This window comes from Corynebacterium striatum (assembly GCF_016728105.1).
Classification (GTDB): Bacteria; Actinomycetota; Actinomycetes; order Mycobacteriales; family Mycobacteriaceae; genus Corynebacterium; species Corynebacterium striatum.
The window spans coordinates 1,530,624-1,543,127 of sequence record NZ_CP068158.1; the positions used below are offsets into that span (position 1 = coordinate 1,530,624).

Genomic DNA, 12,504 nt, shown 5'->3' on the forward strand with positions numbered 1-12,504 from the left:
TCTTACGCCGCTCTGGTGATACCACAGTGATACCGTTTAGGCATGGCCATGACCCTTCGTTTAACACCCGAACAAGACCACGCGCTCACGCTCCTCGCCTCCGCCCAAGGCACCTCCAAGCACGAGGCGGTGGTGCGCGCGGTAGTTGCGGCTGCAGCACGCACGCTTTCCGACGCCGCCGTGCAAGACACTGCACGCCACCTCCTCCCCGGTCGTGCCGAGTTGGAAGCCGAAATCCGAAGGGCCCGCCCATGACGCCTGAGCAGCTCCTTCTCGTCGCCCGCGAGTTCTGCGCCCAGCACAAGGTGACGGTGACGAACTTTGGGGCATTGGTGGCCGCGGCGTCGTTAAGCACGGCGAAAATGGAGGGAATCGCAATCCACGGAAACAGGGTCCAGGCCGCCCGGGCCATGCGCGACCTGCTCGTGGCCTACCCCGCTTTAAACGCGCACAACGACGCCTTTGCCACTGTCTGCGCGCGCGTCTACATGGAAATAGAAGACAGGCTTTCTTTACGCTGACTTATTACTGCCCAGCTTCTCTCAAACGCGCCACCTCCGAAACCTTGCAGCTTCAGTAGGATTAGGCGCATGTCTAGTCTTTCCCAGCTCCTGGAAACCCCCATCCGCACTGCTGTGGTGGCAGAACTCGTCTCTTTGGTGGACAAGGTCGTCGCTGAGCAGTCCGGTATCACCGGCATGGCCATCAAGGGCGCGGTTTCCGCGGCAAAGAAGGTCGACTCCGACATCGTTTCCAAGGGCATCAACCGCATGCTCCCAGATCTGCTCGGTGAGCTGGAGTCTTACTGGCAGGAATTCCAGTCTTCCGCACAGGATGATTTTGGCTCCTACCTCGGCGGCAATGACAAGCGGGTCACGGATTCCTTGATGAACGTGGCAGACCGCAACGCCGATCAGATCAACAACGCGGCCCTGGCTAAGGCCTACAACTCTCTGCGCAACAAGGTCTCCAAGATCGTTGAGCCTCACGTCCCTGAGTTCGGCCGCATCCTACAAAAGCACATGCATTAAAGGGGTGTAGTCTGGCCCGCATGACTTCAAGCAATAACTATTCTGAATTCATCCGCAGCCGCCACTCTGCCCGTGCCTACCTGCCGGAATCCATCCCGGCAGAGGTAATTGAGCAGGTGCTTATCGACGCCCAATCGGCACCGTCTAGCTCCATCTTCAACGTTGAGCCGGGCCATGCTGACCTTTCCGAGAGCGTCACGCTTCCCGGAATCGACGTGGAACTGTAAGACGTATTAACCGCTAAAACAAGCTAAAGGCCTTGTAGATCATGTTTCTACAAGGCCTTTAGCTTTATCGGTCTGCGTGCAGGTCCGAACACCTAAAATTAAACGTCCAAGAAGCGAACGTCCTTCGCGCGGCGAGTAATGAAGGAACGGCGAGCCGAGACATCGTCACCCATGAGGATGGAGAAGAGCTCGTCAGCACGCTGCGCGTCTTCAAGGTCGACACGGCGCAGGATACGGGTGGACGGGTCGAGCGTGGTCTCCCACAGCTCGGACGCATTCATCTCGCCCAGACCCTTGTAACGCTGGATGCCGTCATCCTTGTTGATCTTGCGGTTGTTCTCCAGGCCCTCGGCGAGCAGCTTGTCGCGCTCGGCGTCGGAGAAGGCATAGCCCGGCTGGCCCTTTGCCCACTTGAGCTTGTACAGCGGCGGATTAGCCAAGTAGACGTGGCCATCCTCAACCAGCTGCGGCATGAAGCGGAAGAGCAGTGTCAGCAGCAGGGTTGCGATGTGCTGGCCGTCAACGTCGGCATCGGCCATCAGCACGATCTTGTTGTAGCGCAGCTTCTCAATGTCGAACTCTTCGTGGATACCGGTACCCAGAGCAGTAATGATTGCCTGGACCTCGGCGTTCTTCAGAACCTTGTCCATGCGGGCCTTCTCCACGTTCAGGATCTTGCCGCGCAGCGGCAAAATTGCCTGGAACATCGAATCACGGCCTGCCTTTGCGGAACCACCTGCGGAGTCACCCTCCACGATGTAAAGCTCCGAAATCTTCGGGTCCTTGGAACGGCAGTCAGCGAGCTTACCGGGCAGACCACCCAGGTCCGTTGCAGACTTGCGACGCACCATCTCACGGGCCTTACGCGCTGCAACACGTGCGTGCGCGGAGGAAACAGCCTTGTTGATGATGGCCTTTGCCTCAGCCGGGTTAGCATCGAACCAATCGTTGACGTGCTCGTTTACGGCACGCTGGACAAAGCCCTTGATCTCAGAGTTACCAAGCTTGGTCTTAGTCTGGCCCTCGAACTGTGGGTCACCGACCTTGACCGAGATGACTGCGGAGAGACCCTCACGGCAGTCATCGCCGGAGAGGTTGCCATCCTTTTCCTTGATGAGCTTGTGTTCCTTGGCGTAACGGTTCATCAAGGAGGTCAACGCAGCGCGGAAGCCCTCTTCGTGAGTGCCGCCCTCATGGGTATTAATGGTGTTCGCAAAGGTATGAACAGACTCTTTGTAGCCCTGGTTCCACTGCAACGCCACCTCAACCTCGTGATCCTCTCCCTTGACATCGAAAGCCACGATGGTCGGGTGAATGGAGGTCTTGGTCTTGTTGAGGTGCTTTACGTAGTCGATCAGGCCGTCTGGGTAGTGGTAGACAACCTTCTTCTGCAGCTTCTTTGCCGGCTTTTCCTCGCTCGGACCATCAGCTTCAGCGTCAACGTCAATGTCATCGAAGGACTCAGCTTCGAGAGCGGTCTCACCAGACTCAGCATCGGCGATTGCCTCGAGCTCGAGCTGCTCCTTGGTCACGCGCTCGTCGATGAGCTCGATGGTCAGACCCTTGTTCAGGAAGGCCATCTCTTGGAGACGGCGAGCAATGGTCTGGTAGTCATACTCGGTGGTCTCGAAGATCTCTGGATCAGCCCAGAAACGGATGGTGGTACCCGTTCCGCGCGCGTTTCCGCCCTCGACCAGTTCATCAGGAATAGCGTTAGAGAAGTTCTGGTACCAGTGCTTTCCATCGCGCTTGATCTCTGCTTCGACGCGGGTCGACAGTGCATTCACGACGGAGATACCGACACCGTGCAGACCACCGGAAACGGCATAGGAATCAGAGTCGAACTTACCGCCGGCATGCAGCTGGGTCATAACAACCTGGACGGTTGGAGCACCGGTAGCGTGCATCTCAACAGGAATGCCACGGCCATCATCGATGACCTCGACGCCACCGTCAGCGAGCAGCTTGACGACGACCTTGGTGGCATAGCCAGCCATTGCCTCGTCCACCGAGTTATCTACAACCTCCCAAATGAGGTGGTGTAGACCGCGCACACCGGTAGAACCGATGTACATACCCGGGCGCTTGCGGACGGCCTCGAGGCCTTCCAGGATGGTAATTGAACCGGCATCATATGCGTGTTCTTCAGCCACGGAAACGTGTACTCCTTTTGGCTATAGCAAAATCTAAGACTTTAGCCATTCTACACGGTGTCCCCCTACTGAAGAGCACTCCACACCAGTCAGAGGGCGGAATTTAGCCCGATTTTTCGATCCGAGTTTTATAGCCTATCCGTAAGTATCTTGCGATCCTTGGGGCTTTACCCACTGCCGGCCTTGGTAGTTTCGATGCTGCTTTGGCCCCTGAATCCGCAGCTCAACGATGACATCGGGACCTAAGCGCTCCGCAATTTTCTTAAGGATCTGGCGCTGCAGATATCGCAGTTCGGTGGCCCAAACGGAAGCATCACAGGAAATATAAACCACTTTATCCTTGATGCGCTCGGGCTTTGTGTGGGCGGCGATCCGCTCCCCCACCAAATTGGTCCAGTTGCCCATGACCCATCCATCGGCAAGATCACTCTCCCAGCCACGGCGGGAGATTTCCTTGCTCAATGCGGCCCCGAGACTAGGGACGTCGAGGCTGCGGCGCAGGCGCCGGCCATCGGGTCCAGTGGGCCTTCCCACCTGATATTTCCGTTGCTCCTTGGGAGCCTCGACGTTCATCTTTGGCGCAGGTCTGTTGAGCTTTGGCGCGTTCTTGGAATTCGCGCGCACACGATCAAAGAAGTCCTTGACGGGATCAGTCATCGCCACTCACTTGGTCATCAACTTTTGAAATTTCAGAAATTCTGCCATCCTCGGTGTCTGTCACCGTGACCTCGTAGCGCACGATGGGTTCCAGGTTGCCCGGCAGATCTTCATCAACGGCAGCGGTAATTAACACTTGCTCGGCCTCTGCAGCAAGATGCACGAGCTTTTCCCTGCGCTTGGCGTCCAGCTCAGCGAAGACATCATCAAGGATGAGAATCGGGTCGGTTCCATCTTGGCGCAACAAATTGAACTCGGCCAAGCGCAAAGAAATGGCGTATGACCACGTCTCGCCGTGGCTGGAAAAGCCCTTGGCGGGTTGCGTACCAAGGTTCAACACCAGATCGTCGCGATGCGGCCCCACCAAGGAAACTCCGCGTTCGATCTCACGCTGCCTCTTAGCAGCAAGTTCTGTCAGCATCACGGCTTCCAGAACTTCCCGATCAGAAACATCGATGGTGGACTTGTACTCGATATGAGCCGGCCGCGACTCCGGCGCCAGACCTGCGTAGGCGGAAGGAATGAGTTCCGACAGGGCGTCGACAAGCGCCAAACGTGCCTCGATGACCTGCGCACCGAGACGTGCCAGCTGCGCATCCCACACGTCCAAGGTGGCTAAGGCCGAGGCACCATCGCTGTCCCCGTACCCACGACGCAAGCTTGACGACGCCGACTTCAGCAGCGCATTGCGCTGCTTCAAGACCTTGTCATAATCGGCCTTTACGCCTGCTAAACGCGGGGTGCGCGACGCAATGATGTTGTCCAAATAGGTGCGGCGCTCAGCGGGCTCGCCGCGCACGAGCGCAAGATCCTCCGGGGAGAACAACACGCTCTTAACCACGCCGAGTAACTCACGCGGACTCTTGAGCCGCGTGCGGTTGATCTGCGCTTGGTTGGCTGCATGCGGCTTGATGAGCAGATGGGCAGTCAGCTCTCGGCCCTGGTTTACGGCCGTCGTCGAAATGCGTGCATTTACTGCACTTTGTCGCACCAACGGCGCGTCATGGCTGACGCGGTGCGAGGACAAATGAGCTACGTATCCAATGGCCTCGACGATGTTGGTCTTGCCGTAGCCGTTGCGTCCGACGAACAACGTGATTCCCGGGCCGAGCTCAATGCTGAGCTCAGGCCACGAGCGAAAATCCCGGACGTCGAGTTCGCGGATGAACATTAACCTGGCAAGCGAACCGGCATGAGAAGGTAGGTGAAGTTAGTCTCCGGGGTTGGAAAGACTCCATCTTCATCTGCCAAAGGCATCTCTTCCGGCTCTGGGATCATGATGGCTGGGCGGGAAGGCTCGGTGAATCCGAAGACAACACGGTCGGTATGAACGACGGCCAAGCCGTCCTTCAGGTAACTCGGGTTGAAGGCGATGACGAATTCATCGCGGCCGGTGAAAGCGCATGGCAGGGTCTCATCGGCCTTACCGGAATCTGCACCAGCAGCCAGGGTGACCTGGCCTTCTGAGAACTCCATGCGGATCTGCGCGTTGCGGTCAGTCAGCAGGGACACACGGCGGATGGCTTCCTGCAGCGGCGCAACCTCGATGCTTGCCATAGCGGTGTGCGTCTTTGGCAGCAGCGGGGAGACGTTGGGGAAGTCTGCATCGAGCATGCGAGTGGTGGTTTCACGGTTGTCTGCGTGCAGACCGAACAGGCCTTCAGCGCCGATGTTCTCACCGGTACCCACCGCGATCTCAACCGGGATGTTGAGGTGCGTATCCAGGGAGCGGCCGGTGTCTTGCAAGGTCTTTGCAGGGACCAAGAGCTTGGCCTCGACGTCAGGTGAGGTGGGCTCCCATTCGAAGGTGCGCATGGCCAGGCGGAAACGGTCAGTGGCTGTCATTTCTACGTGAGAGCCGTGGATTTCCATGTGCACACCGGTGAGCATAGGCAGGGTGTCATCCTTGCCTGCTGCAGAGGCAACCTGGCTGATGGCCTCAACGAAGAGCTGTGGGTTCACCGTGCCGGTGACCTCGGGCAAGACTGGCAGCTGCGGGTAATCATCAAGCGGAATGACAGGCAGCTCGAAACGTGAAGAACCACAGGTCAGCAGAACCTTGGAGTCCTGCTGAGTCATCTCCACCTCCTTGTTCGGAAGAGAGGCAACGATGTCCGCGAGGAGTTTTCCTGCAACGGCGATGCGGCCTGGCTCATCGACCATGGCAGCGATGCGGACGCGGGTGGAAACCTCGTAATCAAAGCCCGTGAATTCCAAACCATTGTCATCCGCGGTGATCAGCATTGCGCGAAGCACTGGCTGCGTCACCTTGGAGGGCAGGCTGCGGGCTACCCAAGCAACTGCGTTGGCCAGATCATCCTTGGCAACACGAAATGACACAGATTGGTCCATGGTCTCGACGAGCTCCTTGCTGGGTTGTTGTGGTGAGGCGTTCTAACGCGGTGTTTTTGTAAGTCACAAAAGCTGTTTCCAACTTACCGCATAGCTCCGACACGACAGACTTTTGTAATTCACTCTTTGCTCCGGGCCTTGGGCCCAGCGGAGCGTCGAATTACACACATCCTCTTTTTACTTCATAGATCAGAGAATTTAATTAGTAGTAGTAATAACCGTTGTGAGATCTGTGGATAACCCTGTAAATGACAAGCTCTTTGCACTGATCAGCGTTGTGATCTGAGTTGTGGGATCTGTGTGATCAAATGACAAAAATTGTGAGTAACTGGGCGGGTGTCGGTTTTATCCACAACCTATCCCCAGAATTGTGGAATTTGATCACAGCGCTGATCACAGGCTCCTGATCAGCGGGAATGCGCTGTGGAAAAGAAATTTGTGAGCAAGATCTACGAATTACAATAATGAAATTACACAACTGTGAATAACGCTGTGGATAAAAAATAACCCGCCACCTAGGCAGGTGGCGGGCGGTTTTAAACAGAAGCTGGCGGTGAATACTCAACACCGAATACAGAACACCGATTACAGAACTAAGAGTGGCTGTGATTCTTGATGCGTTGGGTCAGCGCCTGGATCTCGTCATAGGTATTGCGATTTTCTGTCATCTCCTTACGGATCTTGCGGTCTGCATAGATAACAGTGGTGTGGTCCTTGCCTCCGAATTGATCACCGATCTTGGGCAATGACAATTCAGTGAGCTCGCGGCACAGGTACATGGCGAGCTGACGCGCGTGCGCGACGGCGCGCTTCTTTCCAGCACCGCGCAGGGTCTCGACGTCGATATTGAAGTACTCTGCGGTGACCTCCATGATGGCGGTTGCTGTAATTTCGCGACCCGCGGAGTCCGGAGCGAGATCATGCAGAGCAATTTCTGCCATCTCCAAGCTGATCGGCTCGTTGACCAAGGAGGAATAAGCAGAGACGCGAATGAGCGCGCCTTCCAACTCACGAATCGAAGATTCAAAGCGCGAAGCAATCAGTTCGAGCACCGAGCGATCGACTTCCGTGCCATCCGCGGCAGCCTTCTTCATCAAAATCGCAATGCGCGTTTCGAGATCTGGCGGTTGGATGTCCGTGATGAGGCCGCCCTCGAAGCGGGTACGCAGGCGATCCTCCAGGGTGGTCAGCTGCTTTGGCGGACGGTCGGAGGACAAGATGATTTGTTTGTTGGCCTGGTGCAACGCATTAAAGGTATGGAAGAACTCCTCTTGCGTGGACTCCTTGCCTTCCAAGAACTGAATGTCATCAACCATCAAGATGTCGAGGTTGCGGTAGCGGCGCTTGAATGACTCTTGGCGGTCATCTCGCAGGGAGTTGATGTAGTCGTTCGTAAATTCCTCAGAGGATACGTACTTCACGCGCAGGCCCGGATGCAGCAGCTGCGCGTAATTTCCGGCAGCGTGCAAAAGGTGAGTCTTACCCAGGCCAGAACCGCCCCAAATGAACAACGGGTTATAGGCACGCGCAGGGTTCTCAGCCACGGCCACGGCCGCGCCATTGGCGAAGCGGTTTGAAGAACCAATAACGAAATTTTCGAAAGTGTGCTTCGGGTTCAGCGACTCTTCCCTATTGGGATCATGAGCCGGTGCCTCGCGCGGAATGCGGGCATTGGAGTGTTGTTGCTGGTTGTAGTGATTGGCAAGCTCATCCAAGCTGGCCGGAGCGTGACTGGTTTGCCAGGCTGGTGGCTGTGTTTGGTTGGCTTCCTGCTGGATGGGACGCTGAACCTGCTGCTGGTTAGGTTGCGGCACAGAGTGCTGCCCGTAGTGCTGCGTCGAAGCAGATGACTGAAACGGCGCCTGGTTTTGAGGCTGGCTTTGAGTGCTGGCGGTGTCGTTAAGCGCTGCGTCATCCTCCGGGTTCGCCAGAGTTACAGCGAGTGAACATGGGCGACCCAAATGGCGTGCGAGGGCGCGCGAGATGTGCGGACCTAAGTCATTCTCGATGACGGATTTGGCCGTTTCGTTGTGTGCTGCCAGCAACGCATAACCATCCATCATCATGATGGGTCGCGCGAGCTGCAGGTACAGCCGCTGCGTGTGGTTAAAGTTCGGTACATCTGAGTTGGGTTTCTCAGATTGAGCGAGCAGGTCTTCGACTACTGCTCGCCAGCTGGCGTTAAGCACCGCTTGTTGATCAGACAAAGCGCCTACCTTGTGTGGACCCTAGTGTGGGACCCTAGTTTGGACGGAGAAAATAACAGTGAATTTCACGGAAGTATCCACATTGGGATTTGCGGTACGACCTCGATCTCCACAGAGTTATCCACAAGTGTGGATGAATTGTTTATCCACAGCCTATCGGATAGCTGTGGATAACTCGCTATAGGGTACTTTAGGGTCTTTAGCTGCTAAAATGCAAAAAGTCTAAAGTACACATTTAGAGTTATTCACAGCCTGTGGGTGGCTGTGGAATTCGATTCTTTAGTTTTACCGCCGAGTTAGCGGGACTGTCTAACGCTTTTCGGCGCTTGCACGGCGTGAACTTAAAATGCAAGCCGCCGTATGTGCTCTGTCCCCGCAAAGTAGCCGTTTAGCTGCAGATAAAAACATCTTTGTAATTTTGGGTACACCCGGGTGTCGATTTGTTTCAGGGTGCATTCGTCACGTAATCTGTCATGGTCTATCGCAACAAACCGATGTTGCGCGTGAGGGTGAACCCATCCGAGGGTTACTAACCACTCACGCAACCATTCATCAGTGGGGCTCAGGAATTTACTTCCCGGAGCCCTGCGCACAACTTCAAGGAGATAATCGTGGCAAAGGGTAAGCGTACCTTCCAGCCCAACAACCGTCGTCGTGCTCGTAAGCACGGCTTCCGCACCCGCATGAGCACCCGTGCAGGTCGCGCAATCGTCGCAGCTCGCCGTAAGAAGGGCCGCGCAAAGCTGTCGGCATAATCGTGCTTCCAGCCCAGCATAAGCTCACCTCACCCGCGGAATTCCGCAGGACGATTAAGGGCGGGCGCCGGGCGGGTACACGCACTGTTGTTGTGCACTACCGTAACAACAAAAGCCAAGACTTAAGTCACGACATCGCAGCCTCTGGCCCGCGATTCGGACTTGTGGTCTCGAAAGCCGTCGGGAACGCAGTGGTTCGCCACCGCACCTCCCGGCGGCTTCGGCATGTGTGCATGTCGCTTTTCGACGCCCTCCCTCCCACCGCCGACATTGTCATCCGGGCGCTTCCTGCTAGCGCAGCGGCCTCTAGTGAGCAACTCGCAAAAGATATCCGTAAGGCACTGCGCAAATGGGATATCTAAATTCCTCCGGTGAGGAAATACCGCACGCGCATGGGGCGGCAAAACCGATGGTGAAGGCGGTGCGCTTCTACCAAAAGTATCTGTCACCCCTTAAGATGGTTTCCACCTGTCGTTTTGAACCGACATGCAGTGCCTATGCCCTTGAAGCACTCTCCGTTCACGGAGCTTTCAAAGGCACCGGCATGGCCATCGCTAGGGTCTGCAAATGCGGCCCTTGGCATCCGGGAGGATTTGATCCTGTACCCGGCACGAACAACAACTGAGGAAAATCCTTGCTTAATTTCATCTACTGGCCAATCTCGGCCGTCCTCTGGTTCTGGCACTGGCTGTTGAGCTTCGTGATGGATCCCGCCCAGGGCATCACGTGGATTCTATCCATTGTCTTGCTGACGTGGACACTGAAGGCTGTGATGGTCAAGCCAACCATTACCCAGCTGCGCTCGTCCCGCAAGATGCAGGAAATCCAGCCGCAAATCCAGGAGCTGCGTACCAAGTACGCGAATGACCAAACCAAGGCTGCGCAAGAGATGCAGCGCATCTACAAGGAATCTGGCGTTCGCCCGATGGCAGGCTGCCTGCCAGTCTTAGCTCAGATCCCAATGTTCATTGGTCTGTTCCACGTTCTGCGCTCCTTCGACCGTACGGTTCAGGTCGCAGGTGGCATTGGACACCCAGCAGGCGAGCCGATGAGCGTCGACGCCAACGCGAACACTGCGAACTACATCTTCAAGCCGGAATTGGTGCAGCAGTTCCTGGACGCCAAGATCTTTGGCGTTCCGCTGATTGCTAACTTGCGCGTGAACTCGCCGATTCTGGATCAGCAGGGCATCACGATGTCGCAGGCAGCGGTCATCATCGTTCCGTTGATTGTCATCATTGCGGTTTTGACCCACTTCAATGCCCGTATGTCGCTCAACCGCCAGGAGGCACGCCGTGCTTCCGGTAAGACTGCCGCCCCGCAGGGGCAGAACGCGGAGATGATGCAGCAGCAGATGGCCATCATGAACAAGATGATGCTCTGGGTCATGCCAGGCATGCTGGTCTTCTCCGGTGCTATTTGGCCTATTGGTTTGCTGTTCTACATGTTGGCCAATACCGTCTGGACCTTCTTCCAGACTCGCATCGTGTACAAGAAGATGGACGAGGAAGAAGAGCGCGAGCTGGCTGCTAAGGCTGAGCTTAAGCGCACCTCTGCTCCTAAGCCGGGCGTTCGCAAGAAGGACAACCGCACCAAGAAGCAGCGCAAGAACAGCAACAACAACTAAACACAACCTCACACAGGAGTTTTAAGTGTCCGAATTGGACCCGTCTGAAGTATTTGGCTCCCGTCTGCACCTCGCGCAGACTTACCACGATTCACTCGCTACAGACGGGTCCATTCGTGGTTTTATGGGCCCCCGCGAAGTGCCTCGCCTATGGGATCGCCACATCCTGAATTGCGCCGTGATCGGCGAAGTGATGCCGGAAGGCGCCCGCGTCATCGACGTCGGAAGTGGCGCAGGCCTGCCTGGCATCCCACTGGCTATCGCCCGCCCAGATCTCGACATCACTTTGATTGAGCCACTCCTCAAGCGCTCTAATTACCTCCTAGAGGTCAAGGAGATGCTCGGCCTCGACAACGTCACCGTTATCCGTGGCCGCGCCGAGGAAGGCCCTGTGAAGAAGGCTGTGAAGGGTGCTGACATCGTTACCTCCCGCGCAGTCGCTCCGCTGGGCAAGCTCGCCAAGTGGTCTCTGCCGTTGGTGAAGATTGGCGGCGAGATGATTGCACTCAAGGGTTCCTCGGTTCATGAGGAGCTGGAGCGTGACGCCGCTGACATCAAACGCGCGGGCGGCGGAAAAGCCGAGGTCACAACCATTAAGGGCACGACTATCATCCGTGTCCCTCGCGTGAACTAGAGTAGACGGCATGACTAATCCACGTCTTATCACCATCGCGAATCAGAAGGGCGGCGTCGGCAAGACCACGTCGGCTGTCAATCTTGCCGCGGCACTTGCTGAAGCCGGCAAGAAAGTGTTGGTGATCGACCTGGACCCGCAGGGCAATGCCTCCACTGCCGTGGGTGCTGCTCATACCTCGGGCACTGACTCTAGCTATGAGGTACTTCTCGGGGACCGCACCGCGGAACAGGCTATGCAGCCCTCCCCCGGCAGCCCTAATCTTTTCTGCATCCCAGCCACGATTGACTTGGCGGGTGCTGAGATCGAAATGGTCTCCTTGGTGCGTCGTGAGTTCCGTCTTTATGACGCGCTGCACAACGGCTTCCTTGAGGAGCATGGCTTCGAATACGTTTTCATCGACTGCCCGCCTTCCCTCGGCTTGCTCACCATCAACGCAATGACGTGTGCCGAAGAGGTCATCATTCCTATTCAGTGTGAGTACTACGCCCTGGAGGGGGTGGGGCAGCTGTTGGGTAACATCTCCATGATTCGTGAGCACCTCAACGAGGAGCTACACATCTCCGCGGTATTGCTCACCATGTATGACGCCCGCACGAAGTTGGCCGAGCAAGTGGCTAGTGAAGTGCGCGAACAGTTCGGTGCCGTAGTTCTTGGTAATGTAATTCCGCGTTCGGTGCGTGTGTCCGAGGCACCAGGTTATGGCAAGACTGTTATTCAATATGACCCAACCTCCACCGGTGCGCGAGCTTATTCGGCGGCGGCCCGGGAACTGAATTCCCGCGGTGATTATCGCCCACACCCCACCACTGGCGCCATTGGTGTTAGCCCAGAGATTTACGCGGAATTGGAAGGATAATA

Annotated in this window: 15 protein-coding genes; 10 read left to right on the plus strand and 5 right to left on the minus strand. The window is 56.4% G+C overall.

The window, feature by feature from the left end; all coding sequences use genetic code 11:
• The first annotated feature begins 42 nt into the window (after nucleotides 1-42).
• The 4 genes from I6I72_RS07210 to I6I72_RS07225 all read left to right on the plus strand — a co-directional run bounded on the left by I6I72_RS07210 (nucleotide 43) and on the right by I6I72_RS07225 (nucleotide 1,258).
• Nucleotides 43-255: a hypothetical protein gene (locus I6I72_RS07210; RefSeq protein WP_005530675.1), complete on the plus strand. Its 213-nt coding sequence runs from the start codon at nucleotides 43-45 to the stop codon at nucleotides 253-255.
• On the plus strand, nucleotides 252-521 hold the full coding sequence (locus tag I6I72_RS07215; protein WP_005530678.1) for a hypothetical protein: 270 nt from the start codon (nucleotides 252-254) through the stop codon (nucleotides 519-521). Before I6I72_RS07210 ends, I6I72_RS07215 begins: the two co-directional genes overlap by 4 nt.
• Before the next feature lie 69 nt (nucleotides 522-590).
• The gene (locus tag I6I72_RS07220) at nucleotides 591-1,031 is read left to right on the plus strand and encodes a DUF6918 family protein (protein ID WP_005530680.1); all 441 of its coding nucleotides are present in this window, start codon (nucleotides 591-593) and stop codon (nucleotides 1,029-1,031) included.
• A gap of 20 nt (nucleotides 1,032-1,051) precedes the next feature.
• Nucleotides 1,052-1,258 (plus strand): nitroreductase family protein, encoded by a 207-nt coding sequence (locus tag I6I72_RS07225; protein ID WP_005530682.1) that lies wholly within the window; start codon nucleotides 1,052-1,054, stop codon nucleotides 1,256-1,258.
• 98 nt (nucleotides 1,259-1,356) lie between these two features.
• On the opposite strand, the gene gyrB is transcribed toward I6I72_RS07225, so the two are convergent.
• The 5 genes from gyrB to dnaA form a co-directional block, all read right to left on the minus strand.
• On the minus strand, nucleotides 1,357-3,411 hold the full coding sequence (gyrB, locus tag I6I72_RS07230) for a DNA topoisomerase (ATP-hydrolyzing) subunit B (protein WP_201806516.1): 2,055 nt from the start codon (nucleotides 3,409-3,411) through the stop codon (nucleotides 1,357-1,359).
• A 135-nt stretch (nucleotides 3,412-3,546) separates the two neighbouring features.
• Nucleotides 3,547-4,068 (minus strand): DciA family protein, encoded by a 522-nt coding sequence (locus I6I72_RS07235; RefSeq protein ID WP_049064461.1) that lies wholly within the window; start codon nucleotides 4,066-4,068, stop codon nucleotides 3,547-3,549.
• Entirely contained in the window at nucleotides 4,061-5,239 is a 1,179-nt protein-coding gene (gene recF, locus I6I72_RS07240; protein ID WP_201806520.1) for a DNA replication/repair protein RecF, read from the minus strand. The genes I6I72_RS07235 and recF overlap by 8 nt, the downstream gene beginning before the upstream one ends.
• Complete coding sequence (dnaN, locus tag I6I72_RS07245; protein ID WP_005530690.1) at nucleotides 5,239-6,420, minus strand: DNA polymerase III subunit beta; 1,182 nt, start codon at nucleotides 6,418-6,420, stop codon at nucleotides 5,239-5,241. Before dnaN ends, recF begins: the two co-directional genes overlap by 1 nt.
• A 593-nt stretch (nucleotides 6,421-7,013) precedes the next feature.
• Nucleotides 7,014-8,627: a chromosomal replication initiator protein DnaA gene (dnaA, locus tag I6I72_RS07250; protein ID WP_005530692.1), complete on the minus strand. Its 1,614-nt coding sequence runs from the start codon at nucleotides 8,625-8,627 to the stop codon at nucleotides 7,014-7,016.
• A gap of 611 nt (nucleotides 8,628-9,238) precedes the next feature.
• Here dnaA and rpmH point away from each other — a divergent pair.
• The 6 genes from rpmH to I6I72_RS07280 are packed head-to-tail and all read left to right on the plus strand — an operon-like array spanning nucleotide 9,239 to nucleotide 12,502.
• Nucleotides 9,239-9,382, plus strand: a complete 144-nt coding sequence (gene rpmH / locus I6I72_RS07255) for a 50S ribosomal protein L34 (RefSeq protein WP_005530694.1) — start codon at nucleotides 9,239-9,241, stop codon at nucleotides 9,380-9,382.
• 2 nt (nucleotides 9,383-9,384) lie between these two features.
• The gene (rnpA, locus tag I6I72_RS07260) at nucleotides 9,385-9,744 is read left to right on the plus strand and encodes a ribonuclease P protein component (protein WP_034657288.1); all 360 of its coding nucleotides are present in this window, start codon (nucleotides 9,385-9,387) and stop codon (nucleotides 9,742-9,744) included.
• 47 nt (nucleotides 9,745-9,791) lie between these two features.
• Nucleotides 9,792-10,007 carry a membrane protein insertion efficiency factor YidD gene (yidD, locus tag I6I72_RS07265; protein ID WP_005530697.1) on the plus strand — a complete coding sequence of 72 codons (216 nt, stop codon included), beginning with the start codon at nucleotides 9,792-9,794 and terminating at the stop codon, nucleotides 10,005-10,007.
• Nucleotides 10,008-10,016: 9 nt separating this feature from the next.
• Complete coding sequence (gene yidC / locus I6I72_RS07270; RefSeq protein WP_005530700.1) at nucleotides 10,017-11,009, plus strand: membrane protein insertase YidC; 993 nt, start codon at nucleotides 10,017-10,019, stop codon at nucleotides 11,007-11,009.
• A gap of 25 nt (nucleotides 11,010-11,034) precedes the next feature.
• Entirely contained in the window at nucleotides 11,035-11,643 is a 609-nt protein-coding gene (gene rsmG, locus I6I72_RS07275) for a 16S rRNA (guanine(527)-N(7))-methyltransferase RsmG (protein WP_034657290.1), read from the plus strand.
• Between the two features lie 10 nt (nucleotides 11,644-11,653).
• Nucleotides 11,654-12,502: a ParA family protein gene (locus I6I72_RS07280; protein WP_005530704.1), complete on the plus strand. Its 849-nt coding sequence runs from the start codon at nucleotides 11,654-11,656 to the stop codon at nucleotides 12,500-12,502.
• Nucleotides 12,503-12,504: the final 2 nt, after the last annotated feature.

Bases quoted from the DNA above. Each gene is read 5' to 3' on its own strand.
- I6I72_RS07215 (WP_005530678.1), top strand. From the start codon at position 252: ATGACGCCTGAGCAGCTCCTTCTCGTCGCCCGCGAGTTCTGCGCCCAG.
- yidD (WP_005530697.1), top strand. From the start codon at position 9,792: ATGGTGAAGGCGGTGCGCTTCTACCAAAAGTATCTGTCACCCCTTAAG.
- I6I72_RS07280 (WP_005530704.1), top strand. From the start codon at position 11,654: ATGACTAATCCACGTCTTATCACCATCGCGAATCAGAAGGGCGGCGTC.
- dnaN (WP_005530690.1), bottom strand. From the start codon at position 6,420: ATGGACCAATCTGTGTCATTTCGTGTTGCCAAGGATGATCTGGCCAAC.
- I6I72_RS07220 (WP_005530680.1), top strand. From the start codon at position 591: ATGTCTAGTCTTTCCCAGCTCCTGGAAACCCCCATCCGCACTGCTGTG.
- recF (WP_201806520.1), bottom strand. From the start codon at position 5,239: ATGTTCATCCGCGAACTCGACGTCCGGGATTTTCGCTCGTGGCCTGAG.
- I6I72_RS07235 (WP_049064461.1), bottom strand. From the start codon at position 4,068: ATGACTGATCCCGTCAAGGACTTCTTTGATCGTGTGCGCGCGAATTCC.
- I6I72_RS07225 (WP_005530682.1), top strand. From the start codon at position 1,052: ATGACTTCAAGCAATAACTATTCTGAATTCATCCGCAGCCGCCACTCT.
- I6I72_RS07210 (WP_005530675.1), top strand. From the start codon at position 43: ATGGCCATGACCCTTCGTTTAACACCCGAACAAGACCACGCGCTCACG.